This window comes from Streptomyces lacrimifluminis (assembly GCF_014646095.1).
Taxonomy (GTDB): domain Bacteria; phylum Actinomycetota; class Actinomycetes; order Streptomycetales; family Streptomycetaceae; genus Streptomyces; species Streptomyces lacrimifluminis.
The window spans coordinates 1-23530 of sequence record NZ_BMMU01000021.1; the positions used below are offsets into that span (position 1 = coordinate 1).

Consider the following 23530-nt stretch of genomic DNA (forward strand, 5'->3'; position numbering starts at 1 on the left):
GCCGCTCTCGTCGATCGCGACGCAGTGGTGGTGCGTCTTGCCTGCGTCGATGCCGGCCCAGGTCATGGCCATGTGGTGCCTCCGCGCGGTGTGGTGCGTGCCTCCCGACGGACGACCTCGCTGTCGATTCCCTACTCGGCGATCATTCGCAATTCCTCATTGGCAGCCGAGCCGTCGTGGGGCACCGGGCGGCCAATCGGTCGCCTGTGGGGGTGCGCAACGTTGGCGGCTTTCCGTCCGGGGACGGTATTCAGCCCCGGCCGGCTGCCCTTGGCGTTTCGTGGGCCCTGCGTGGGGCTCCGTCCTGGAAGCGGCGGGCCGCTTCGGTGCCCGGGGGCAGGGACGCGTCCGCCGTGTTGACCCGGGGGAGGGCGTACGGGTGCTGCTCGGCCAGCCAGCGGATCATGCCCTCGCGGACGTGCACCCGGACCTTCCAGACGTCGTCCGCGTCCTTCGCCGTCACCAGGGCGCGTACCTCCATGGTGCTCGGCGTGGCATCCGTGACGCACAGGTCGCAGGCGCGGCCGTCCCAGGCCGGGCACTCGCGCAGGAGGTCACGGAGTTTCTCGCGCATCGCCTCCATGGGCGCGCTGTGGTCCAGGTGCCAGTAGATGATGCCGGTCATCTGGGCCCCGCCCCGCGACCAGTTCTCGAAGGGCTTCGAGGTGAAGTAGGACACCGGCATCGTGATGCGGCGCTCGTCCCAGGTGCGCACGCTCAGGAACGTCAGCGTGATCTCGTCGACCGTGCCCCACTCGCCGTCCACCACGACCGTGTCGCCCAGGCGCACCATGTCGCCGAAAGCGATCTGGAACCCCGCGAACATGTTGCTCAGCGTCGACTGGGCCGCCACACCTGCGACGATGCCCAGAATTCCGGCCGACGCCAGCAGCGAGGCGCCGGCCGCACGCATCGCCGGGAACGTCAACAGCATCGCCGCCACCGCCACGACGCCCACGATCGCCGCGACCACCCGCGTGATCAGCGACACCTGGGTGCGGACCCGGCGGACCCGGGCCGGGTCGCGGTGGACGCGGGCGTAACGGGTGAACGAGGTGTCCACGATCGCCGCCGCGATACGGACGATCAGCCAGGCCGTCGAGCCGATCAGCACCAGCGTCAGGCCCCGGCCGACGGCGACCTGGTGCTCCCTGAGCAGGTCGGCCTGCTTGTAGGACGCTCTGAGCAGCGCCGCGCAGAGGACGAGCTGGTAGGGCACACGGCCCCGGCGCAGCAGTCCCCACAGCGGTGTCTCGGTCCGCCGTTCGTCCGCCTTGCGCAGCAAGCGGTCCGTGGCCCAGCCGATGAGCAGCGTGAGCACGACCGAGCCACCGAGGACGATCAGCGGGCGCAGTACGTTCTCCATGCGGGAGAACGTAACCGGAGAAGGGCGGTCATGAACATGTGACCCCGGGTGTGCTGGCACACATGCCGATGTCTCCGGGGTTGATCTCCGTGGGGTGCTGTCAGTGGTGGCTGGCACGATGTCCTCATGAACGTCATGCTCTTTCACTCGGCCTACGGGCTTCGCCCCGCCGTGCGCGCCGCGGCGGACCGGCTGCGGGCGGCCGGACACGAGGTGTGGACCCCCGACCTCTTCGACGGGCACACCTTCGAGACCGTCGAGGAGGGCATGGCCTTCAAGGACACCATGGGCAAGGACGAACTGCTCAGGCGGGCGATCCTGGCCGCCGCACCCTACTCCGGGCGGGGTCTGGTGTACGCGGGGTTCTCGTTCGGTGCCGCGACCGCGCAGACGCTCGCGCTCGGCGACGACAAGGCGCGCGGGCTGTTGCTGCTGCACGGCACGTCGGACATCGCCGAGACCGCCTCGGTGGACGAGCTGCCGGTCCAGCTGCACGTGGCCGAGCCGGACGCGTTCGAGACCGACGACTGGCTGGGCTCCTGGTATCTCCAGATGGGCAGGGCGGGCGCCGACGTGGAGATCTACCGGTACGCCGGAGCCGGTCACCTCTACACCGACCCCGGCCTGCCGGACTACGACGAGGAGGCGGCCGAGGCCACCTGGCGGGTGGCGCTCGGCTTCCTCGACAGCCTGTAGGGCCGGCTCTTCAGGACCGGCCGTGACGGGTCTCCCGCGGTCTACACCGGGTCGTACGTCCGTTCCATCTTCTGGGTGCCGCTGAGCGTGCGGTAGGAGCGCCACCAGGTCGAGGTGGCGTTCGCCTTCGTGCGGTCGGACAGCACGTAGTAGTCCATCTGCGCGCGGTCGGCGGTGATGTCCAGGACGCCGTAGCCGTGGCGGTCGGTGTCGACCCAGTGGACGTGCCGGTTGGCCGCGCGGATGATCGGCGCGGCGAGCGCGGTGACGGTGCCCTCGGGGACCTTGAGGATGTCGTCGAGGTTGTCGGAGGTGACCGACGTGACAACGAACTCCGTGGCGGCCGAGGGAGACAGCGGGTAGGTGCCGGCGTCCACGGGGACGTCGTTGGCCCAGGCCATGTGGATGTCGCCGGTCAGGAATACGGTGTTGCGGATCGCGTGGGAGCGGAGGTGGGCGAGGAGTTCACGGCGGTCGTCCGTGTAGCCGTCCCACTGGTCGGTGTTGAGGGCGAGGCCCTCCTTGGGCAGGCCGAGCAGTTCGGCGAGCGGCTTCAGCAGGTCGGCGGTGAGGGAGCCGATGACGAACGGCGAGATCATCACCGAGTTCCCGACCAGCCGCCAGGTGGTGTCGGAGGCCTTCAACCCGGCCTTCAGCCAGTCCAGTTGGGCCCGGCCGGTGATCGTACGCGCCGGGTCGTCGACCGTCCCGCTGCCCGTGGACACCTGCTGCGAGCGGAAGGAGCGCAGATCGAGGAGGGAGAGGTCGGCGAGCTTGCCGAAGCGCAGGCGCCGGTAGGTGGTGCCCGCGATCGCCGGGCGGACCGGCATCCACTCGAAGTAGGCCCGCTTCGCGGCCGACTGCCGGCTCGACCAGGTGCCCTCCGTGCCCTCGGTGTGGTTTTCGGCGCCGCCCGACCAGGCGTCGTTGGCGATCTCGTGGTCGTCCCAGATCGCGATGACGGGGGCTGCGGCGTGGAGAGCCTGGAGGTCGGTGTCCGTCTTGTAACGCCCGTGCCGTACGCGGTAGTCGGCGAGCGTGAGGATCTCGTGCGCGGGGGAGTGCGGGCGTACGACGGTGTCGCGGGTGCCGTACTCGCCGGTGCCGTACTCGTAGATGTAGTCGCCGAGGTGCAGCCAGGCGTCCAGGTCGCCGCGGGCCGCGAGGTGGCGGTACGAGGAGAAGTAGCCGGCCTCCCAGTTGGCGCACGAGACCACGCCGAAGCGCAGGCCCGTCACCGTCGCGTCCGCTGCGGGCGCGGTGCGGGTGCGGGCGGCGGGGGAGTCCGTGCCGCCGGCCGAGAAGCGGAACCAGTAGTCCGTGGCGGGCGCCAGGCCACGGATGTCCGCCTTGACCGTGTGGTCGGAGGAGGCCGTCGCGGTGGTCGAGCCCTTGGAGACGACGTTCGTGAACGCCTTGTCGCGGGCGACGATCCAGCTCACCTCGGTGTCCGGGCCGAGCCCGGAGCCGGGTATCGCCTCGGCGGTGGGCGTCACGCGTGTCCACAGCAGGACGCCGTCCGGCAGCGGATCGCCGGAGGCGACGCCGTGCAGGAAGGCGGGGACCTCGGCAGCGGCACGGGCGGGCAGAGCGGCGGCCAGCGGGCCGGCCAGTACGGCGGTGGCCGCGGCGGCCTTGACGACCGTACGGCGGCGTGGGGCGGGGGAGTTGACCCGGGCGCCCGTGGACTCGGAGGAGGAGCTTCGACTCGTCACGGGCGCTGAGATTACTGATCAGTAGGCCTGTGGAGCGGGCGAACGGCAAAAGTTCGCCCGCTCTTCGGCTGATCGTCCACCGGGGCTGAGCGGCGGACCGTACGACAAGTGCTTTGAACGCCCCGGAATCCGCTGCTCAGGCCTTCAGCGCGGCCTCGATCGCCGTGGTGAACTCGGCGGCCGTCATGGGCGCGTTCTCGCTGTTCGGGGCCGTGAGCTTCTTGCCGTCCATCACCAGGCTCGGAGTGCCGTTCACGCCGTCCTTGTTGGTGCTGAACGTCTGGGACATCGCCAGCGCCCAGGCGTCGTACGTGCCGTTCTTGACGGCGTTCTGGAACTTCGTGTTGTTCTTGAGCGCGCCGACCGAGTTCGCCACCTCGATCAGGTAGTCGTCGCTCTTGAACTGGTCGTCCGTCTCCTCGGGGTGGTACTTCGCCGAGTAGAGCGCGGTCTTGTACTCCAGGAACGCCTCCGGGCTCACGTTCAGCGCGGCACCCATGGCGCTCATCGCGTTCTTGGAGCCCTCGCCGCGAGAACCGATCCGGATCTTCCCGTTGTCGTCGGTGTCGCCGTCGAGGAAGGTGCCGCCGATGTACTGGATCTTGAACTTGCCCGCGTCGTAGTCCTGCTTGAGGGTCGGGCCGACCGTCTCCTCGAATGTGGCGCAGATCGGGCAGCGCGGGTCCTCGTACAGCTTGAGGGTCTTCTTGGCGGTGCTCTTGCCGAGGACCACCGTCGTGCCGTTCGTGCCCGTGGTGTTGGCCGGCGCGACGACCTTCGCGTCCTTCGCCGTGTCCCAGTAGCCCGGCTTGTTGTTCTGCACGACCGCGTAGCCGATACCGCCGGCTATCGCGAGGACGCCGACGACGGCGCCGGCCACGATGACCTGCCGCTTGACCTTGTCGCGCTTGGCCTGGCGCTCGCGCTCCTCGCGCAGACGTTCACGGGCCGCGCTCTTGGACGCCTGGCTGTTCCGCTTGCTCATGCTGGTGATCTCCCTGGGGAACGCGCACGCGTGGGCGGCGTGCACGGAGGTGAACTGAGGGACCTGCCGGTGCTCGGTGCTGCGCGGGCGGGTTGTCGCTCAGGCGCAGGCGAGCGGGCTCGGGCGCGGCGGCCCTCGTCGTCCCAGGGAGTGCACGAGCAGACGCGTGCGGAGGGCGGCCACACGCCGAGCCGGTCGCGGCAGACGGCGCACCGCCGGGGCGGACCGGACCGTCACGGCGGCGGCCAGCAGCAGCGGGCGGAAGGCGGCGGTGGCGAGCGCGCCCAGCAGCTGGGCCAGAGCCCGCTCGCCCCGGCGCAGCCAGGCGGCGGCCAGCAGCCCCACGCCGACATGTGCGGCCAGCAGCAGCCAGGCGGTCTGGGGGCCCGCGTGGGCGAGCAGCGCCGCCACCCGGTCGGTGTCGGTGCCCGCCACCCGGGCCAGCGGGGTGCCCACGCCGTCGCCGGCGCACAGCACGTCGAAGCCGACCGAACGCAGCGGGCCGGCGACCGGGCCGCCCGCCCGGCCGTAACACACCGTCTGGCCGGTGGTGAAGACCGTGTCGGCGGCCAGCTCCAACGGGATCAGCAGGGCCGCGATCCGGGCGAAGCCCCGCTCACGGCCGGCCAGCGCGTACGCGACGACGAAGACGGCGGCGGCGATCACGGCCACCGTCCCCATCGGCAGCGGAACCCGGGACAGCAGCACGTGCGACGCGCTGCTGAGCGTCACGACGAGCGCCGTGAACAGTGCCGCGCGTACGGCTCTGAGGTGGGTTCCGGATATGTCCATAGCGGAGGAGAGTGTGCCACGGACTCCCGTAAGAGCCCCCTAAAAGGTCCCTGTGAGCCCGTGCAACTGTCCGAAAGGGTTGTCTACAGGCCCGGGATCCGGCCGTTGCGGAACAGGTCCACGAAGACCTGGTGGTCGCCGCGCGCGCGTGCGCCGTACTCGTGGGCGAAGTCCACCAGGACGTCCGCGAAGCCCGCCTCGTCGGCCGCGATCACCGCGTCGATGGCCCGCTCCGTGGAGAAGGGCACCAGGGACTCGCCCGACTGGTCGTCCGCCGCCGCGTGCATCGTGGCCGTCGCCCGGCCCAGGTCGGCGACGACGGCGGCGATCTCCTCCGGGTCGTCGATGTCGCCCCAGTCCAGGTCCACGGCGTACGGCGAGACCTCGGCGACCAGCTGACCGCGGCCGTCCAGCTCGGTCCATCCGAGCCACGGGTCGGCGTGGTCCTGGAGGGCGCGCTGCGAGATCACCGTGCGGTGGCCCTCGTGCTGGAAGTAGCCGCGGATCGCCGGGTCGGTGATGTGCCGGGAGACGGCCGGGGTCTGGGCCTGCTTGATGTAGATCACCACATCGTTCTCCAGGGCGTCCGTGGCGCCCTCCAGAAGGATGTTGTACGAGGGCAGCCCGGCCGAGCCGATGCCGATGCCGCGACGGCCGACGACGTCCTTCACCCTGTACGAGTCCGGGCGGTCCAGGGACGACTCGGGCAGTGTCTCCAGGTAGCCGTCGAAGGCGGCCAGCACCTTGTAGCGGGTGGCCGCGTCCAGCTCGATGGAACCGCCGCCCGGCGCGAAGCGGCGTTCGAAGTCGCGGATCTCCGTCATCGAGTCGAGCAGGCCGAACCGGGTCAGCGAGCGCGCGTCGCGCAGGGCGTCCAGCAGCGGGCCCTGGGCGGTGTCCAGGGTGAACGGCGGTACCTCGTCGCTCTTCGCGCCGGTCGCGAGGGCACGGATGCGCTCGCGGTAGGCGTTCGCGTACGTCCGCACGAGCCCGGTGATCTGCTCGTCGGAGAACGCCTTCGCGTACCCGATGAGGGCCAGGGAGGCGGCGAGGCGCTTGAGGTCCCAGGTGAAGGGGCCGACGTACGCCTCGTCGAAGTCGTTGACGTTGAAGATCAGCCGGCCCTGGGAGTCCATGTACGTGCCGAAGTTCTCCGCGTGCAGGTCGCCGTGGATCCACACGCGCGCGGTGCGGTCGTCCAGGTAGGGTCCGCTCAGTATTTTCCCACCGTCCCGCCCGGCGCTCTCCGCCTCCAGGTCGTGGTAGAAGAGGCACGCCGTACCCCGGTAGAACGCGAACGCGGAGGCCGCCATCTTGCGGAACTTCACACGGAACGCGGCCGGGTCGGCGGCCAGGAGCTCGCCGAACGCGGTGTCGAAGACGGTGAGGATCTCCTCGCCGCGGTGCTCGGCGCTGAGCTGCGGAACCGACATCGCTGGGTGCCTCCTGGTGCGGGTGGTGCAAGACGAATGGGCCCGAACGGGCCGACCGGGGAGACGGATGACTCCGTCGTCCCTCCAACGTCCGAAGGTACGCCGGAGTGCCCACGACCCACCCACGACGGTACGGGGGAGACCCCTCCGGCTGTCAGTGCCGAGGCATAGACTTCGTCGCTGTCCCCCAGACTGCCCGCAGCCTGTCGCCGAGTGTTTTCCATGGAGGCCACGTCGTGTCAAAGCCGCCGTTCACGCACCTGCACGTCCACACCCAGTACTCGCTGCTGGACGGTGCCGCGCGGCTCAAGGACATGTTCGACGCGTGCAACGAGATGGGCATGACCCATATCGCCATGTCCGACCACGGCAACCTCCATGGCGCGTACGACTTCTTCCACACCGCCAAGAAGGCCGGCGTCACGCCGATCATCGGCATCGAGGCGTATGTGGCGCCCGAGTCGCGGCGCAACAAGCGGAAGATCCAGTGGGGTCAGCCGCACCAGAAGCGCGACGACGTGTCCGGTTCCGGCGGTTACACCCACAAGACGATCTGGGCGGCCAACGCGACGGGCCTGCACAACCTCTTCCGGCTGTCCTCGGACGCGTATGCGGAGGGCTGGCTGCAGAAGTGGCCGCGCATGGACAAGGAGACCATCTCCCAGTGGTCCGAGGGGCTCATCGCCTCCACCGGCTGCCCGTCCGGCGAGCTCCAGACCCGACTGCGCCTCGGCCAGAAGGAGGAAGCGCTCAAGGCGGCCTCCGAGTACCAGGACATCTTCGGCAAGGACCGCTACTTCCTGGAGCTGATGGACCACGGCATCGAGATCGAAAGCCGGGTCCGTGACGGCCTCCTGGAGATCGGCAAGAAGCTCGGCATCCCGCCCCTGGTGACGAACGACTCGCACTACACGTACGCGCACGAGTCGGTCGCGCACGACGCGCTGCTGTGCATCCAGACCGGCAAGAACCTCTCCGACCCCGACCGCTTCCGCTTCGACGGCACCGGCTACTACCTGAAGTCCACGGACGAGATGTACGCCATCGACCAGTCGGACGCCTGGCAGGAGGGTTGCGCCAACACCCTCCTGGTGGCCGAACAGATCGACACCGCCGGCATGTTCGAGGCGAAGAACCTCATGCCGAAGTTCGAGATCCCGGACGGCTTCACCGAGATCACCTGGTTCCAGGAGGAGGTCCGGCGCGGCATGAACCGCCGCTTCAACGGCGACGTCCCGGACGACCGCCAGAAGCAGGCCGAGTACGAGATGGACGTCATCATCCAGATGGGGTTCCCGGGCTACTTCCTCGTCGTCGCCGACTTCATCATGTGGGCGAAGAAGCAGGGCATCGCGGTCGGCCCGGGCCGTGGCTCGGCGGCCGGTTCGATCGTCGCGTACGCCATGGGCATCACCGACCTCGACCCGATCCCGCACGGGCTGATCTTCGAGCGGTTCCTCAACCCCGAGCGCGTCTCCATGCCCGACGTCGACATCGACTTCGACGAACGTCGGCGCGTCGAGGTGATCCGGTACGTGACCGAGAAGTACGGCGCCGACAAGGTCGCCATGATCGGCACGTACGGCAAGATCAAGGCGAAGAACGCCATCAAGGACTCCGCGCGCGTGCTGGGTTACCCGTACGCGATGGGCGACCGGCTGACCAAGGCGATGCCCGCCGACGTCCTCGGCAAGGGCATCGACCTCAACGGCATCACCGACCCCTCGCACCCGCGTTACAGCGAGGCCGGCGAGATCCGGGCGATGTACGAGAACGAGCCCGACGTGAAGAAGGTCATCGACACCGCCAAGGGCGTCGAGGGACTGGTCCGGCAGATGGGTGTGCACGCGGCCGGCGTCATCATGTCCAGCGAGCCCATCGTCGACCACGCCCCGATCTGGGTGCGCCACACCGACGGTGTGACCATCACGCAGTGGGACTACCCGCAGTGCGAGTCGCTCGGCCTGCTCAAGATGGACTTCCTGGGCCTGCGCAACCTGACCATCATGGACGACGCCGTCAAGATGGTGAAGGCCAACAAGGGCGTCGACCTGGACCTGCTGGCCCTGCCGCTGGACGATCCGGCGACGTTCGAACTGCTCCAGCGCGGCGACACCCTCGGGGTGTTCCAGTTCGACGGTGGCCCCATGCGCTCGCTGCTGCGCCTGATGAAGCCCGACAACTTCGAGGACATCTCCGCCGTCTCGGCGCTCTACCGTCCCGGCCCGATGGGCATGGACTCGCACACCAACTACGCGCTGCGCAAGAACAAGCTCCAGGAGATCACCCCGATCCACAAGGAACTGGAGGAGCCTCTCCAGGAGGTCCTCGCGGTCACCTACGGTCTGATCGTCTACCAGGAGCAGGTGCAGAAGGCCGCCCAGATCATCGCCGGGTACTCCCTCGGCGAGGCCGACATCCTGCGCCGCGTGATGGGCAAGAAGAAGCCCGACGAACTGGCCAAGAACTTCACCATCTTCCAGGCCGGCGCCAAGAAGAACGGCTACAGCGACGAGGCGATCAAGGCCCTGTGGGACGTCCTGGTCCCCTTCGCCGGATACGCCTTCAACAAGGCCCACTCGGCCGCGTACGGACTGGTCTCGTACTGGACCGCCTATCTGAAGGCCAACTACCCGGCCGAGTACATGGCGGGTCTGCTCACCTCGGTCAAGGACGACAAGGACAAGTCCGCGATCTATCTGAACGAGTGCCGGCGCATGGGCATCAAGGTGCTCCCGCCCAACGTCAACGAGTCGATGTCCAACTTCGCCGCGCAGGGCGACGACGTGATCCTCTTCGGCCTCTCCGCGGTGCGCAACGTCGGTACGAACGTCGTCGAGTCGATCATCAAGTCCCGCAACGCCAAGGGGAAGTACGCCTCCTTCCCCGACTACCTCGACAAGGTCGAGGCCGTCGTCTGCAACAAGCGGACCACGGAGTCGCTGATCAAGGCCGGCGCGTTCGACAGCATGGGGCACACCCGCAAGGGCCTCACCGCGCACTTCGAGCCGATGATCGACAACGTGGTCGCGGTGAAGAGGAAAGAGGCCGAGGGGCAGTTCGACCTTTTCGGCGGGATGGGCGAGGCGGAGACCAGCGAGCCCGGGTTCGGCCTCGACGTCGAGTTCACCACCGACGAGTGGGACAAGGCCTATCTGCTCGCCCAGGAGCGGGAGATGCTCGGCCTGTACGTCTCCGACCACCCGCTCTTCGGTCTGGAGCACGTCCTCTCCGACAAGGCCGACGCCGGCATCTCCCAGCTCACCGGAGGTGAACACGCGGACGGCGCGGTCGTCACCATCGGTGGCATCATCTCCGGCCTCCAGCGCAAGATGACCAAGCAGGGCAACGCCTGGGCCATCGCCACCGTCGAGGACCTCGCCGGTTCCATCGAGTGCATGTTCTTCCCGGCGACCTACCAGCTGGTGTCGACCCAACTCGTCGAGGACGCCGTCGTCTTCGTCAAGGGACGCCTCGACAAGCGCGAGGACGTGCCCCGGCTGGTCGCGATGGAACTCCAGGTCCCCGACCTGTCGAACGCGGGCACCAACGCGCCCGTGATCCTCACCATCCCGGCGCTGAAGGTCACCCCGCCGATGATCAGCAGGCTCGGCGAGATCCTCAGCCACCACAAGGGGGAGAGCGAGGTCCGCATCAGACTCCAGGGACCGAGCAAGACCACCGTGCTGCGGCTCGACCGGCACCGGGTGAAGCCTGACCCGGCGCTCTTCGGCGACCTGAAGGTGCTCCTCGGACCGTCCTGCCTGGCAGGCTGACCACGGAGATGAGTGAGGGGCGCACCCGGTTCCGGGTGCGCCCCTCACTGTGTCAGGGCTTCAACAGCCCGTTGTTCAGATGTCTGTCGTACTCGGTAGTGGCTCAGTTGTGGCCGAAGCGCTTCTGCCTGCCCTTGCGTGCCATATCACCGGGAGTCACCTGGGTGGCGTGCTGCTCGGCCTGCGTCTCCATCGAGGAGGACTTCGCCTGCTCGGTACCGCGCTCGGCCTGCGACGCCTGTTCGTGCGGGCGACTCTGCTTCTTGTTCTTGGCCATGGTGATCTTCCTCCTGAGGGGGATCTAGGGGCCAAATCCGGAATCAGATTCACATGGCCCGGCACAGCGCGCATGTCGGAGAATCACCGTGCGTAATGCCATGCGTAATAGGGTCGAGTCGTGCGGTGGGCCCCGGGCCGACGCGGGGAACGCCACGCCGATGATCGAGTTCGGGCCGTTAACCCCCGCACGGTCGGGCAGACTCGAAGCAAGCCCGAAGCAAACCTCCCGGAAAGAGGGTGGATCGCGTGGACCGCTGCATCGTCCTGGTGGACGCCGGGTATCTGCTGGGGGCCGCCGCGAGTCTTCTCGCCGGAGAGCCCTCACGGTCCCGCATCACCGTCGACCACCCCGCCCTCATCCAGGGCCTGCGAGAACGCGCCGAATCGGACACCGAACGGCCCCTGCTGCGCATCTACTGGTTCGACGGCGCCCCCGACCGGGTGCCCCAGCCCGAGCACCGCAGACTCCGCGTGATGCCCCGTGTCACCGTCCGGCTCGGTGCCCTGACCCGCAGCGACGGACGGTGGGCCCAGAAGGGCGTCGACGCCGCCATGCACGCCGAGCTGACCGAGCTGGCCCGCAACCGCGCCTGCTCCGACATCGTCCTGGTCACCGGCGACGGCGATCTGCTGCCGGGAATGATGGCTGCCAAGGAGCACGGAGTCGCCGTACACCTGTGGGCCGTGCAGGCCGCCGACGGCGACTACAACCAGTCCGAGGACCTGGTCGCCGAGGCCGACGAGCGGCGCGTCCTCGACCGTGCGTGGATCACCAAGGCCGTACGGGCCAAGGAACTCGGCGGGGTCTGCGCGCCGCAGCCCGTGCCCCGCCCCGAGATCGCCGCGATCCTGTCCGCACCGCTGCCCGAGTCGGCGCACGCGCGGTCGCCCGAGCGGGCCGCCGACGAGCAGCAGGAGCACTCCGCGGCGCCCGCCGAGCAGAACGGCGAGCAGGAGCGCGTACCCGCCGCGAAGGGCGTGCCGACCCCCAAGGACCTGGCCGCGTTGCGGGCCCCCGGTGCCCAGCCCGCCCCGCATCCCGCCAACGCGACCCTGCGCTGGTCCTCCGACAAGGGCTGGGTCGACCGGCCGGGCGTGGTCGCCGAGCCCCCCGAGATCGCCTCCATGCCGACGCTCGCCCAGCTCACCTCGGCCGAGCAGCGCTGGGCGGACCGCGAGGAGGACATCACCACGGTCGGCGGTGATCCGTACGAGGTCGGACAGGTGTTCTCACGCCGCTGGATGGAGCGCCTCCCGGAACCCGCCCAGGTGCAGAAACTGTCCACGATGTACCCCCGGATCCCGCACCGCATCGACGGCGAACTGCTGCGCTACGCCGCACGCTTCGGCCTGCTCGCCCACAAGGACGACCAGATCGACGAGCACGACCGGTACGCGATCAGGGCCGGTTTCTGGCGCGAGATCGACGTCCGTACGACCGCGGAACACGCGCCCGCCGGGGAGTGAGCCTCCCCCGCGGGGGAAGAGCGGGGCGGGGGTTGGATTTCAGGCGGAGTCGGGCACCCCGTACTCTCGTCCTTCGTGAGTACCCGCACGGCACACGAAGCCCGACACGGTGACGACGTCGTGTGCGCGGTGCGCGATCTCACCAAGACGTACCGGGCGGTACGCGGCCGACGCGGCGCCCCCGGAACACCCGAGGTCCAGGCCACGGACGCCGTGGACCTGGACGTCCGGCGCGGCGAGATCTTCGGCCTGCTCGGGCCGAACGGCGCGGGCAAGTCGACCCTGGTCCGGCAGATCACCGGCCTGATGCGCCCCGACCGGGGCAGCGTCGAGATCCTGGGACACGACGTCGTGCGCCACCCCGAGCGGGCCGCACGCATCCTCGCCTACCTCGGCCAGGAGTCCAGCGCCCTCGACGAACTGACCGTCTCACTCGCCGTGGAGACCACCGCGCGACTGCGCGGCCTGGAGGTACGGCAAGCGCGGGCGGAACGGGACGCGGTCCTGGAGGAGCTCGGGCTCACCGCACTGGCCGCCCGGCCCATCCGCAAGCTGTCCGGCGGGCAACGGCGGCTCGCCTGCTTCGCCACCGCACTCGTCGGGGAACGCCCGCTGCTCGTCCTCGACGAGCCGACGACCGGGATGGATCCGGTGGCGCGGCGAGCGGTGTGGTCGGCGGTCGACCGGCGGCGCGCCGAGCGAGGTACGACGGTCCTGCTGGTGACGCACAACGTGATCGAGGCCGAGACGGTTCTCGACCGGGTCGCCGTCCTGGACCGGGGGCGGGTGATCGCCTGTGACACGCCCGCCGGGCTGAAGGAGCAGGTGGCGGGCGAGGTCCGGGTCGATCTGGTCTGGCGGGAGGCGGCACCGCTGCATGTCCCCGAGGTCGCCGCGCTGCGGGACCGGGCCGTCGAGTCGGGGCGCAGATGGACGTTGCGGCTGGCCCCCGAGGAGGCCCGCGCGGCCGTCGCCACCGTCACCGGCGGGGCCGCCTTCACGGCGCTGGACGACTTCACGCTGGCCACGCCGAGCCTGGAGGACGTGTACCTGGCGCTCGGGGGGAATGTGCAGGGGCTGGTGAAGGCGTGAGCGCGGGGGGCCCTGGATCCGTACGGGTAGGTGTGCGGACGCTGGTGGGGGAGAGGGCGGCTGTCGTGACCGGGACGAAGAGGAGCAGCTCGACGTGAGTGTCGTACCAGCCGAGGTGCTGCCGGGCAGCGCCCTGGCCATGGAGGAGACGCCCGCGCGCCGCGCGACGGCCGAGCTCGGGCCGCGTGCGCGGCTGTGGCCGGCGCTCGTCGCCGTGTACCGCGCGCAGTTGTCCCGGGCCCGGGTCGCGCGGATTCCGCTGCTGTTCGTGGCGACCTTCCAGTCCGTCGGGATCATGATCCTGATGCGGGGGGTCGTGGAGGGGGGCGGAGAGGCCCGGGCCGTGGTGGCCGGGGCTTCGGTGCTGGTCGTGGCCTTCGTCGCACTGAATCTGCTCGCCCAGTACTTCGGACAGCTGCGGGCCAGCGGGGGGCTCGACCACTACGCGACACTGCCGGTGCCGCCCGCGGCCGTGGTGCTGGGGGCGGCTGGGGCGTACGCCTCCTTCACCGTGCCGGGGACCGTCGTGACGGCGGTGTTCGGGTGCCTGCTGTACGGGCTGCCGCTGACGCACCTGTGGGTGCTCGCCCTGGTGATCCCGCTCGCGGGGGCCGCGCTCGCCGGGCTCGGCGCCGCGTTCGGGCTGCTCGCGCCGCGGCCGGAACTCGCCACGCTGCTCGGGCAGTTGGGCATGTCGGCGGCGCTGCTGCTGGGGGTGCTGCCGGCGGACCGGATGCCGGGAGTCGTGCGGTTCGCGCGGGATCTGCTGCCTTCGACGTACGGCGTGGAGGCCTTCGCCCGGACTTTCGGGCCCGACCCCGACTGGGCTTTCGTGTTCGGTGACCTCGCCGTGTGCGCGGGGGTCGGGGTGGTCTCGCTGGCCGTCGCGACCTGGGCGTACCGTCGGGCGGCCGTCCGGTGACGCGCCGCACAGACGGGCCTGGCACGATGTCAGAGTGACCGCACCGCTGACTCCGCCTCCGCCGCCGCATCAAGAGCCCTCGCGTGAACGTGAAGAGGCCTCGCGGCCCCAGCAGCCCCTGCAGCAGCAGCCCTCGCTCCAGCAGGCCCCGGACGGCCGCTCCTGGCAGGCCTGGCCGGAGGCGTCCGGGGGAAGCGGGTTCGGAGCGGCGTACGGACAGGACGGCCCCGGGATGAAGACCGAACTGCGGGAGGCCGCCGTCGTCACGGTGGCCGTGGCGCTCGGTGGGGTGCTGCTCGGGCTGCTGTGGTGGTGGCTGGCGCCGAATGTGCCGCTGATCGGTGACATCGTCGCCGACAGGTGGGTCGTCTACGTCAGGGACAGCGAGGGCGAGCAGGCGATCGGGGTCGACGGAACGTTCACTCTGCTGGCGCTGGCCCTGGGGGCGCTGAGTGCGCTGGGCGCGTTTCTGGTGCGGCGGCGCGGGGGTGTGCCGCTTGTGGTGGCGCTGACGGTCGGGGGGCTGCTCGGGTCGGTGCTGGCGTGGCGGCTGGGGGTGTGGCTCGGGCCCGCCCAGGATGTGATCGCCCACGCGAAGGATGTGGGTAAGGGGGTCGAGTTCTCGGCGCCGTTGAAGCTGGGGGCCAAGGGGGCGTTGCTGGTGTGGTCCGTGGCGGCGCTGGTGGTGCATCTGGGGCTGACGGGGTTGTTCGGGCCCCGGGACCCGGAGGTGGGGGGTTACGAGCAGGTGCCTCCGGCCTGACCCGCGGTTTCTTCGCCCCCGCCGCCCCTACCCGTCCCATCCCGTTCCTGGGGGCCGCGCCCCCAGACCCCAGTTCGCGCTGAAGGCGCTCGTTTTCAATCGCCGGACGGGCTGAAGGTGTGAGAGGTCATCCCCGGGCGATCGGGGCCCTCACCGCGTCCGTGAGGCTGGTGAGGTCCCCGGGGGACAGTTCGACCTCCAGGCCCCGTCGGCCCGCCGAGACGCAGATCGTGGCGTGGGCGTCCGCCGACGAGTCCAGGACCGTCCGGAGCTTCTTGCGCTGGCCCAGGGGGGAGATACCGCCCCTGACATAGCCCGTCGTGCGTTCCGCCAGGGTGGGGTCGGCCATCGACGCCCGTTTGCCCGACACCGCCGTCGCCAGCGCCTTCAGGTCCAGCTGGCCCGCCACCGGGACCACCGCGACCGTCAGTACCCCGTCCACGTCCGCCACCAGGGTCTTGAAGACGCGCTCCGGTGACACCCCCATCGCCTCGGCGGCCTCCTCGCCGTACGAGGCATGCGCGGGGTCGTGCTCGTACGCGTGCACCGTGTACGTGACGCCCGCCGCCGTCAGTGCCACCGTCGCCGGCGTGGCGCCCGACTGCTGTTGCTTCTTCTTCGCCATCCGGAGTCCTGGTCCCCCTCAGTTGAGACTTGTCCGGCCGCGCGTCAGTTCCGACGCCGGCAGCGACGGGAGACTGCGGATGATCGCCGTCTCCGTGCGCAGGAGCTTCAGTTCCTCGCGGAGGCGGGACGACGTGTCCGGTGCCTGGAGCAGACGCTGCTTCGACGGGGTGTCCAGCATCATCGCCGCCGCCACCAGATACGACACCACGGACGGTTCGTCGGGAAGGTCGGCGCCCGTCGACAGGGAGCGTTCCCGCGCGCCGGCCAGGCGCTTCTGGTACTGGCGGAAAGCCCTCAGGACGCCCTCTGCCAGCGCGCCCGCCCCGTCGCCTGCGGACTCCTCCAGCTCCTCCACCTCCGCCGTCAGGAACGGGCCGGAGGCCTCCACCGACACCAGCCGCACCCGGGTCGTACCGGTGGCCAGGACCTCGAACGTGCCGTCAGCCCGTTCCCTGATCGTCGCCGCGTCGGCCACGCACCCCACGGAGTGGAACGCCTTGACCGGGTCGTCGCCGAAGCCCGCCGTGGGCCCGGGTTCGGGCACCGCCGTCTGGTCGGGCAGGCCCTGCGAGCTGGGCGCCACCTCGTGGCCGTCGCGGATCGTCACGACGGCGAACCGGCGTGGTTCGTCCTCGGGGGTCTTCAGGAGTTCGCGCATCATGGCGCGATATCGCTCCTCGAAGATGTTCAGCGGGAGGACGAGTCCCGGGAACAGCACCGAGTTCAGCGGAAAGAGCGGCAGCCGGACGATGGTCACGACGGGAAAGCCTAATGGTCGCCGGAGTGATCGCGTCCGCCGTGCTCACTCCGTGGATGACCGGCGCAGGCCGTACAGCGTTCGGAGGGCGCGGTCCGGCGGACCTCCTCGCGTGCTTCGAGGAACGTGCCGAGGGGGTCGTCCGAGAACCGGTCCCAGGGGAAGGACGTGGCGTACGGGCCGGTCAGGCGCAGTTGGACGAGGGCGTCCTGCCTGCGGTCGAGCCCCACCAGGACGTACACCAGCAGGTTGCGCAGCTCGGCGGGCCAGGGGTCTGCCGCCGGGTGCGTCGCCGACAGGGCGACGGCGGCGTCCGCCGCCGAGTCCAGGCGGGCCCGGTCCACCACCGTCCTGCCGTCGCCCCCGGTCAGACAGGCGAAGGCGGCGTGCAGGGGCAGCGCCTGGACGAGGGAACCGGGCAGGGCGTCCTGCGCGGCCCGCTCGGCGAAGTCGAAGCACTCACGGTGCGAGCCGCGTCCGCCCGAGGCCCGGAAACGGCTCGTGGACAGGTACTGGAGCGCCGCCACATGGCAGCCGTAGTGGTGCGGGGAGCGGCGCACGGCCTCGCCCCACAGCCTCTCGAACTCGCCGTGGTCCGCGTCGCTGCCCCGGGCCCGGTCCAGCGCGATGCGCCAGGGCACCGGGTCGCGCGGGTCGCCCGCCGCGGCGGCCTCGACCAACGGCCCGGTCTGGTGGAGGAGCTCGGCGCGGGCCGGGGAGGCCCAGGCGCGGGTCACCGCCAGTTCGGCGCCGACCAGCAGCGCGTCCGGGTCGTGCGGGTCGGCGGCGCGCCAGGACGTGAACCACTCGGCCCGGGAGTGCGCGAACGCGGCCAGGCGGATCACGTATCTGTCGCGGCTCTCCCACTCGGCCGTGGCGCGGGTGGCGGCCAGCAGTTCGGCGGCCGGTCCGTACTCGCCCCGGCCCGCCGCGACGAGCGCGGGGCCGAGGCGGGCGTCGGGCGCGTCGAGCAGTACCTCGTCGTCGGCGGGCAGCCCGGCGGTGGCGAGTCGTGGAGACGGCGGAGTGTTCCGTTCCGCCCTGGTGGCACGGAGGAACGCACGCAGCGAAGCCATGGTGTCGACCATTGAAAGGCGCAGGTCGGAGTCGCGCCAGAGCAAACGCGCACCCTGTTTTTAGTTGTACGGTCGGAGGTGAGGGGATGGTGAAGAAATGAGCACCGCTCAGTTTCGGCGCAGCGTCCGGGTGGCCCCCGCCGCGACCGTCGTCGCCAGGATCCAGCCCAGCATGATGATCGCCGCGGACAGCCACTGCCAGCCGCCGCGCATCTGCCAGAAGCCGACCTGACCCAGGTCGATCACCGGGAGAAGCAGGTCGAGGGCGAAGAGGGAGGGGTTCCACGGCGGGTGCTCCCCGCTCCTCAACGGCGGATGACTCGCGTGCGCGAACGCCACCGACGTCACCGCCCACAGCACCGCCATCCACACGGCGGCCCGGCCGGGCCGGTACCCGTAGGCGACCGTCCAGTCCTGCACGTACCCCCACAGCTTCGCCGCCGGCGGCAGGGTCTCGCGGCGCCGGCGCTGCTTGGCGAGCAGCACCTCGCGCGCGTCCTCGTCCTCGCCGCCGTTGCGCAGCACGGTGGCCAGCCGCTCGTACGGCTCCGGGCTGTACTCGGCGGTCGCCGCCGCCACCCACGCCAGCCGCTCCGCCGGCGGGAACGGCCCCTGCGGTACGAGGTTCTCGTACCCGAAGCCACCCATGTGCAGGTTGCCCGGCCCCGGCCAGCTGTCCGCCCGGTCCACGAGGTTGACGACCTTGGCGCCCGACAGCACCACCTTGCCGCGCTCCGGCCGCTCCCCGAGGAAGCGCAGTTCGGGCGTCTGCACCCGGAGCAGTGACAGCTGCTGATCGTCGGTGAAGACGAGGCGGGCGCGCTCCAGGTCGACGGCGTCGCCGAACCGGCCGTCGTCGAGCCGGATCCCGCCCTCGCACTCGAAGCGCTGGATGCGCGTCCCGCGCGCGGGGGTCGTACCGCTGGTCAGGATGGGGTTCCAGACGCCCGCGGGGGTCAGATACAGCGTGCGGCCCACGGTCAGCTGGGGGGCGTTGAGCGCGAGTCTCCCGTAGGGGTTGGCGAGACGGGCGCCGCGCAGGCTCAGCGAGACGCCGATCGTCGCCCCGCGCAGGCTCAGTTCGCCGTGCGACTCCAGCATCTCGGCCTGGAGGTCCTGGCCGACGCTCATGCCGTCCGCGACGATCGAGCGACCGCGCCGGTCCCGGTAGACGATGGCCTGGTTGAGCAGCAGGTCCGTACCGATCTGCGCGTCGGTGAGCCGTGCGCCGTTGTGGAAGCGGCAGCGGGGGAGATGCAGGTCGCCCTCGGTGTGGACCCGGGCCGCCTCCAGCCGCGGCACCGAGCAGTTCACCAGCCGTACGGTCGTGAAGCGGGCCTCCGGCAGCAGGATCTCCTTCTCGAACCGGCAGCTCTTCAGCTCCACGTACGGCTCGACCGTGCCGCCCGCCAGATCCAGCGTGCCGTTGATCTGCACGCCGGTGAGCTTGAGGGACGACACGCGCCCGGCGAGCGCCTGCGGGCCGTCGAGGAGCAGCCAGCACACGATGCGGGCCCGTACGGTGCGTTCGGCGCCCCACGGATGGCCGCCGTGCGGATCGTCGACGACGGTGTCGCCGCTGCTGAGGTCGTACACGCTGCCGTTGCGGAAGGCCAGCCACATGCCGAGTTCGGCTGCGCTCAGGTCGTCCGGTGGTTCCCCCGTGTTCGCCGAGCCCCCCGTGCGGATGCCGGCACCCTCTGTCACGACTTTTCCTACTCCTCCCCGCGTCATCAAGCACTACCAGCGGGTTTCGTACAACCGTTGTGCCCGCTCAGTAACTCTCTGAACTCAAGACGTGAAGGTGATCTTCCGGGTTCCCGGATGCGGTCCGTGGAACGGTTCGAAACGCTCTGTATCAGCCACTGATACGCGCGAACGGCGCCCGATCGCCGTCTGAGAGAATTGACCTCGTGCTGCAACATTTCTCGATGGCTCGAATCGATCTGCGCGGCGACGCCCTCCCTGAGGGACCCGCCCTGCGCGACCTGCTGCCCCGAGCGGACTTCGACGTCTCGGCCGCCCTGGAGAAGGTGCGTCCGATCTGCGAGGCCGTGCATCATCGGGGCGACGCGGCGCTGATCGACTTCGCCGAGAAGTTCGACGGAGTCCGGCTGGAATCCGTACGCGTGCCCGCTCAGGCCCTGGCCGACGCGCTGGAACAGCTCGACCCGGCCGTCCGCGCGGCCCTGGAGGAGTCCATCCGGCGCGCCCGTCTCGTCCACCGCGAGCAGCGCCGCACGACGCACACGACCCAGGTCGTGCCCGGCGGCTCGGTCACCGAGAAGTGGGTGCCCGTGGACCGGGTCGGGCTGTACGCGCCCGGCGGGCGGTCCGTCTACCCGTCCTCCGTGATCATGAACGTCGTGCCCGCGCAGGAAGCGGGCGTCGAGTCGATCGCCCTCGCCTCCCCGGCCCAGGCCGAGTTCGACGGGCTCCCGCACCCCACCATCCTGGCCGCCTGCGCGCTGCTCGGCGTCGACGAGGTGTACGCGGCCGGGGGCGCCACCGCCGTCGCGATGTTCGCGTACGGCACCGAGTCCTGCGCACCCGCCAACATGGTGACCGGCCCCGGCAACATCTGGGTCGCCGCCGCCAAGCGGTACTTCGCGGGGAGGATCGGCATCGACGCCGAGGCCGGCCCGACCGAGATCGCGATCCTCGCCGACGACACCGCCGACCCGGTGCACGTCGCCGCCGACCTGATCAGCCAGGCCGAGCACGACCCGCTGGCCGCCGCGGTCCTCGTCACGGACTCCGTGGCGCTCGCGGACGCGGTCGCGAAGGAGCTGGAGCCGCAGGTCGCGGCCAGCAGGCACATCGAGGACCGGATCGCCCCGGCGCTGGCCGGCCGGCAGTCCGCGATCGTCCTCGTGGACGGCGTGGAGGAGGGGCTGCGGGTCGTCGACGCGTACGGCGCCGAACACCTGGAGATCCAGACCGCGGACGCGGCGGCCGTGGCCGACCGGGTGCGCAACGCCGGCGCGATCTTCGTCGGGCCCTGGTCGCCGGTCTCGCTGGGCGACTACGCGGCCGGGTCCAACCACGTCCTGCCGACCGGCGGCTGCGCCTGCCACTCCTCCGGCCTCTCCGTCCAGTCCTTCCTGCGCGGCATCCACATCGTCGACTACACACGGGACGCGCTGGCCGACGTCGCACATCACGTGGTGACGCTGGCGGAGGCGGAGGACCTGCCCGCACACGGCGCGGCGGTCAAGGCCCGGTTCGGGTGGAAGGTACCTGAAGGCAAGTGACTGACAACCCCTCTTTGTCCCCTTGGGACGAGCTCCCCGTCCGGGACGAGCTGCGCGGCAAGTCGCCGTACGGCGCGCCCCAACTCGACGTCCCCGTACGGCTGAACACCAACGAGAACCCCTACCCGCTGCCCGACGCGCTCGTCGAGCGGATCACCGAGCGGGTGCGCGAGGCGGCCCGGAACCTCAACCGCTACCCTGACCGGGACGCCGTGGAGCTGCGCACGCAGCTCGCCAGGTACCTGACGGACACCTCGGGCCACGAGGTCGGCCTCGCCAACGTCTGGGCCGCCAACGGCTCCAACGAGGTCATCCAGCAGCTGCTCCAGACCTTCGGCGGGCCCGGCCGCACCGCGATCGGCTTCGAGCCGTCGTATTCCATGCACGGCCTCATCGCGCGCGGGACGGGCACCGGATGGATCTCCGGTCCCCGCAACGAGGACTTCACCATCGATCTCGCGGCGGCCGAGAAGGCCATCGCCGAGCACCGGCCCGACGTCGTCTTCGTCACCACCCCCAACAACCCCACCGGGAACGCGGTCCCGCCCGGGACGGTCCTCGCGCTGTACGAGGCCGCGCAGGCCGCGAAGCCCTCGATGGTCGTGGTCGACGAGGCGTACGTCGAGTTCAGCCATGGCGACTCGCTTCTGCCGCTGATCGAAGGACGGCCGAATCTCGTCGTCTCGCGGACCATGTCGAAGGCGTTCGGCGCGGCCGGCCTGCGCCTCGGCTATCTCGCCGCGCACCCGGCCGTCGTCGACGCCGTACAGCTCGTACGGCTGCCCTACCACCTGTCGGCCGTGGCGCAGGCGACCGCCCTGGCCGCCCTGGAGCACACCGACACGCTGCTCGGTTACGTCGAGCAGCTGAAGTCCGAGCGGGACCGGCTGGTCGCCGAACTGCGTGCCATCGGGTTCGACGTCACCGAGTCCGACGCCAACTTCGTGCAGTTCGGCACCTTCGCCGACTCCCACGCGGCCTGGCAGCGGATCCTCGACCGGGGCGTCCTGGTCCGGGACAACGGTGTACCGGGATGGCTGCGGGTCACCGCGGGAACTCCCGCCGAAAACGACGCGTTCCTCGACGCGGTACGTGAACTGAAGAAAGAGCAGGGCAAGTCATGAGCCGCGTCGGACGCGTGGAGCGCACCACCAAGGAGACGTCGGTCCTCGTCGAGATCGATCTCGACGGCACCGGCAAGGTCGAGGTGTCGACGGGCGTCGGCTTCTACGACCACATGCTCGACCAGCTCGGCCGGCACGGTCTGTTCGACCTGACCGTGAAGACCGAGGGCGACCTGCACATCGACTCGCACCACACCATCGAGGACACCGCCCTCGCGCTCGGCGCCGCCTTCAAGCAGGCGCTCGGCGACAAGGTGGGGATCTACCGCTTCGGCAACTGCACGGTCCCCCTGGACGAGTCCCTCGCCCAGGTGACGGTGGACCTGAGCGGCCGCCCGTACCTCGTGCACACCGAGCCCGAGAAGATGGCGCCGATGATCGGCGAGTACGACACCACGATGACCCGGCACATCCTGGAGTCCTTCGTCGCCCAGGCCCAGATCGCGCTGCACGTGCACGTGCCCTACGGGCGCAACGCGCACCACATCGTGGAGTGCCAGTTCAAGGCCCTCGCACGGGCGCTGCGGTACGCCTCCGAGCGCGACCCGCGCGCGGCGGGCATCCTCCCCTCCACGAAGGGCGCCCTGTAAGCCATGAGCGGCCTCTCGACCATCCTGATCGTCGTCGGACTCTTCCTGGTCGGCGGGATCTACTCCTTCGTCAAGCAGAAGATGCCGATGAGCCTCATCGTGCTGCTCTCGATAGGCGCCGCGATGTGTCTGGTCGCCGGCGTCATGAGGCTGGAGGTATGGAATTGAGCGCGTCCAAGGCATCCAAGAAGGTCGTCGTCTTCGACTACGGCTTCGGGAACGTGCGGTCGGCCGAACGTGCCCTCGCGCGCGCGGGTGCCGACGTCGAGATAACGCGTGACTTCGACACGGCCATGAACGCGGACGGGCTGCTGGTGCCGGGCGTCGGCGCCTTCGCCGCCTGTATGCGGGGCCTCAAGGAGGCGCGCGGCGACTGGATCGTCGGGCGCCGGCTGTCCGGCGGGCGTCCCGTGATGGGCATCTGCGTGGGCATGCAGATCCTCTTCGCGCGCGGGATCGAGCACGGCGTCGAGACCGAGGGCCTCGACGAATGGCCCGGCTCCGTCGAGCCGCTCCAGGCCGACATCGTGCCCCACATGGGCTGGAACACCGTCGAGGCCCCGGCGGACTCCCAGCTCTTCGCGGGGCTGGGGGCCGACGCGCGCTTCTACTTCGTCCACTCGTACGCCGTCCACGACTGGTCCCTGGAGATCACGAACCCGACGATGCGCGCCCCCAAGGTCACCTGGTCGACGCACGGCAAGCCCTTTGTCGCGGCCGTCGAGAACGGTGCCCTGTGGGCCACCCAGTTCCACCCCGAGAAGTCCGGCGACGCCGGAGCGCAGCTGCTCACCAACTGGATCGGAACCCTGTAGA

21 protein-coding genes are annotated in these 23530 nt (G+C 70.3%); 11 read left to right on the forward strand and 10 right to left on the reverse strand.

The window, feature by feature from the left end; translation table 11 throughout:
• Positions 1–250: 250 nt before the first annotated feature.
• The gene (locus IEY89_RS27085) at positions 251–1366 is read right to left on the reverse strand and encodes a mechanosensitive ion channel family protein (protein ID WP_189150123.1); all 1116 of its coding nucleotides are present in this window, start codon (positions 1364–1366) and stop codon (positions 251–253) included.
• 126 nt (positions 1367–1492) lie between these two features.
• Here IEY89_RS27085 and IEY89_RS27090 point away from each other — a divergent pair, with 126 nt between their 5' ends.
• Entirely contained in the window at positions 1493–2062 is a 570-nt protein-coding gene (locus tag IEY89_RS27090) for a dienelactone hydrolase family protein (protein WP_189150124.1), read from the forward strand.
• Positions 2063–2103: 41 nt separating this feature from the next.
• Here IEY89_RS27090 and IEY89_RS27095 read toward each other — a convergent pair whose 3' ends face one another.
• The 4 genes from IEY89_RS27095 to IEY89_RS27110 all read right to left on the reverse strand — a co-directional run bounded on the left by IEY89_RS27095 (position 2104) and on the right by IEY89_RS27110 (position 6987).
• Positions 2104–3777 (reverse strand): alkaline phosphatase D family protein, encoded by a 1674-nt coding sequence (locus tag IEY89_RS27095; RefSeq protein WP_189150125.1) that lies wholly within the window; start codon positions 3775–3777, stop codon positions 2104–2106.
• Between the two features lie 136 nt (positions 3778–3913).
• Complete coding sequence (locus IEY89_RS27100; protein ID WP_189150126.1) at positions 3914–4762, reverse strand: thioredoxin domain-containing protein; 849 nt, start codon at positions 4760–4762, stop codon at positions 3914–3916.
• Between the two features lie 99 nt (positions 4763–4861).
• Entirely contained in the window at positions 4862–5554 is a 693-nt protein-coding gene (locus IEY89_RS27105; RefSeq protein WP_189150127.1) for a hypothetical protein, read from the reverse strand.
• Positions 5555–5637: 83 nt separating this feature from the next.
• Positions 5638–6987 (reverse strand): DUF2252 domain-containing protein, encoded by a 1350-nt coding sequence (locus IEY89_RS27110; protein ID WP_189150128.1) that lies wholly within the window; start codon positions 6985–6987, stop codon positions 5638–5640.
• A gap of 236 nt (positions 6988–7223) precedes the next feature.
• On the opposite strand from IEY89_RS27110, the gene dnaE reads away from it, so the two are divergent.
• Positions 7224–10763: a DNA polymerase III subunit alpha gene (gene dnaE / locus IEY89_RS27115; protein ID WP_189150129.1), complete on the forward strand. Its 3540-nt coding sequence runs from the start codon at positions 7224–7226 to the stop codon at positions 10761–10763.
• A gap of 103 nt (positions 10764–10866) precedes the next feature.
• Here dnaE and IEY89_RS27120 read toward each other — a convergent pair whose 3' ends face one another.
• Positions 10867–11040: a hypothetical protein gene (locus IEY89_RS27120; protein WP_189150130.1), complete on the reverse strand. Its 174-nt coding sequence runs from the start codon at positions 11038–11040 to the stop codon at positions 10867–10869.
• A gap of 248 nt (positions 11041–11288) precedes the next feature.
• Between IEY89_RS27120 and IEY89_RS27125 the strand changes: the two genes are divergently transcribed.
• The 4 genes from IEY89_RS27125 to IEY89_RS27140 all read left to right on the forward strand — a co-directional run bounded on the left by IEY89_RS27125 (position 11289) and on the right by IEY89_RS27140 (position 15286).
• Positions 11289–12509 (forward strand): NYN domain-containing protein, encoded by a 1221-nt coding sequence (locus tag IEY89_RS27125; RefSeq protein WP_189150131.1) that lies wholly within the window; start codon positions 11289–11291, stop codon positions 12507–12509.
• A 120-nt stretch (positions 12510–12629) separates the two neighbouring features.
• On the forward strand, positions 12630–13601 hold the full coding sequence (locus tag IEY89_RS27130; RefSeq protein ID WP_189150256.1) for an ABC transporter ATP-binding protein: 972 nt from the start codon (positions 12630–12632) through the stop codon (positions 13599–13601).
• A gap of 94 nt (positions 13602–13695) precedes the next feature.
• Positions 13696–14523, forward strand: a complete 828-nt coding sequence (locus IEY89_RS27135) for an ABC transporter permease (protein WP_189150132.1) — start codon at positions 13696–13698, stop codon at positions 14521–14523.
• A gap of 34 nt (positions 14524–14557) precedes the next feature.
• Positions 14558–15286: a hypothetical protein gene (locus tag IEY89_RS27140; protein ID WP_189150133.1), complete on the forward strand. Its 729-nt coding sequence runs from the start codon at positions 14558–14560 to the stop codon at positions 15284–15286.
• 127 nt (positions 15287–15413) lie between these two features.
• Here the strand turns inward: IEY89_RS27140 and ybaK are convergent, their stop codons facing one another.
• The 4 genes from ybaK to IEY89_RS27160 form a co-directional block, all read right to left on the reverse strand.
• The gene (gene ybaK / locus IEY89_RS27145; RefSeq protein ID WP_189150134.1) at positions 15414–15911 is read right to left on the reverse strand and encodes a Cys-tRNA(Pro) deacylase; all 498 of its coding nucleotides are present in this window, start codon (positions 15909–15911) and stop codon (positions 15414–15416) included.
• Positions 15912–15929: 18 nt separating this feature from the next.
• A complete protein-coding gene (locus IEY89_RS27150; RefSeq protein ID WP_189150135.1) occupies positions 15930–16670 on the reverse strand; it encodes an LON peptidase substrate-binding domain-containing protein in 741 nt (246 codons plus the stop codon).
• Positions 16671–16681: 11 nt separating this feature from the next.
• Entirely contained in the window at positions 16682–17758 is a 1077-nt protein-coding gene (locus IEY89_RS27155) for a hypothetical protein (RefSeq protein WP_189150257.1), read from the reverse strand.
• A 96-nt stretch (positions 17759–17854) separates the two neighbouring features.
• Positions 17855–19453: an oxidoreductase gene (locus IEY89_RS27160; protein WP_189150136.1), complete on the reverse strand. Its 1599-nt coding sequence runs from the start codon at positions 19451–19453 to the stop codon at positions 17855–17857.
• Positions 19454–19677: 224 nt separating this feature from the next.
• Here IEY89_RS27160 and hisD point away from each other — a divergent pair, with 224 nt between their 5' ends.
• The 5 genes from hisD to hisH are packed head-to-tail and all read left to right on the forward strand — an operon-like array spanning position 19678 to position 23529.
• Positions 19678–21000 carry a histidinol dehydrogenase gene (hisD, locus tag IEY89_RS27165; protein ID WP_189150137.1) on the forward strand — a complete coding sequence of 441 codons (1323 nt, stop codon included), beginning with the start codon at positions 19678–19680 and terminating at the stop codon, positions 20998–21000.
• A gap of 14 nt (positions 21001–21014) precedes the next feature.
• Positions 21015–22124 (forward strand): histidinol-phosphate transaminase, encoded by a 1110-nt coding sequence (locus IEY89_RS27170; RefSeq protein ID WP_189150258.1) that lies wholly within the window; start codon positions 21015–21017, stop codon positions 22122–22124.
• On the forward strand, positions 22121–22714 hold the full coding sequence (gene hisB, locus IEY89_RS27175) for an imidazoleglycerol-phosphate dehydratase HisB (protein WP_006377508.1): 594 nt from the start codon (positions 22121–22123) through the stop codon (positions 22712–22714). Before IEY89_RS27170 ends, hisB begins: the two co-directional genes overlap by 4 nt.
• 3 nt (positions 22715–22717) lie before the next feature.
• A complete protein-coding gene (locus tag IEY89_RS27180; protein ID WP_189150138.1) occupies positions 22718–22882 on the forward strand; it encodes a CG2302 family histidine operon protein in 165 nt (54 codons plus the stop codon).
• Complete coding sequence (gene hisH / locus IEY89_RS27185; protein ID WP_189150139.1) at positions 22873–23529, forward strand: imidazole glycerol phosphate synthase subunit HisH; 657 nt, start codon at positions 22873–22875, stop codon at positions 23527–23529. Before IEY89_RS27180 ends, hisH begins: the two co-directional genes overlap by 10 nt.
• The last annotated feature ends 1 nt before the right edge of the window (position 23530 follow it).

Coding starts and splice junctions, on each gene's coding strand:
- IEY89_RS27085 (WP_189150123.1), bottom strand. CDS start 1,366: ATGGAGAACGTACTGCGCCCGCTGATCGTCCTCGGTGGCTCGGTCGTG.
- IEY89_RS27090 (WP_189150124.1), top strand. CDS start 1,493: ATGAACGTCATGCTCTTTCACTCGGCCTACGGGCTTCGCCCCGCCGTG.
- IEY89_RS27100 (WP_189150126.1), bottom strand. CDS start 4,762: ATGAGCAAGCGGAACAGCCAGGCGTCCAAGAGCGCGGCCCGTGAACGT.
- IEY89_RS27105 (WP_189150127.1), bottom strand. CDS start 5,554: ATGGACATATCCGGAACCCACCTCAGAGCCGTACGCGCGGCACTGTTC.
- IEY89_RS27110 (WP_189150128.1), bottom strand. CDS start 6,987: ATGTCGGTTCCGCAGCTCAGCGCCGAGCACCGCGGCGAGGAGATCCTC.
- IEY89_RS27120 (WP_189150130.1), bottom strand. CDS start 11,040: ATGGCCAAGAACAAGAAGCAGAGTCGCCCGCACGAACAGGCGTCGCAG.
- ybaK (WP_189150134.1), bottom strand. CDS start 15,911: ATGGCGAAGAAGAAGCAACAGCAGTCGGGCGCCACGCCGGCGACGGTG.
- IEY89_RS27155 (WP_189150257.1), bottom strand. CDS start 17,758: ATGGTCGACACCATGGCTTCGCTGCGTGCGTTCCTCCGTGCCACCAGG.
- hisD (WP_189150137.1), top strand. CDS start 19,678: ATGGCTCGAATCGATCTGCGCGGCGACGCCCTCCCTGAGGGACCCGCC.
- hisB (WP_006377508.1), top strand. CDS start 22,121: ATGAGCCGCGTCGGACGCGTGGAGCGCACCACCAAGGAGACGTCGGTC.
- IEY89_RS27180 (WP_189150138.1), top strand. CDS start 22,718: ATGAGCGGCCTCTCGACCATCCTGATCGTCGTCGGACTCTTCCTGGTC.
- hisH (WP_189150139.1), top strand. CDS start 22,873: ATGGAATTGAGCGCGTCCAAGGCATCCAAGAAGGTCGTCGTCTTCGAC.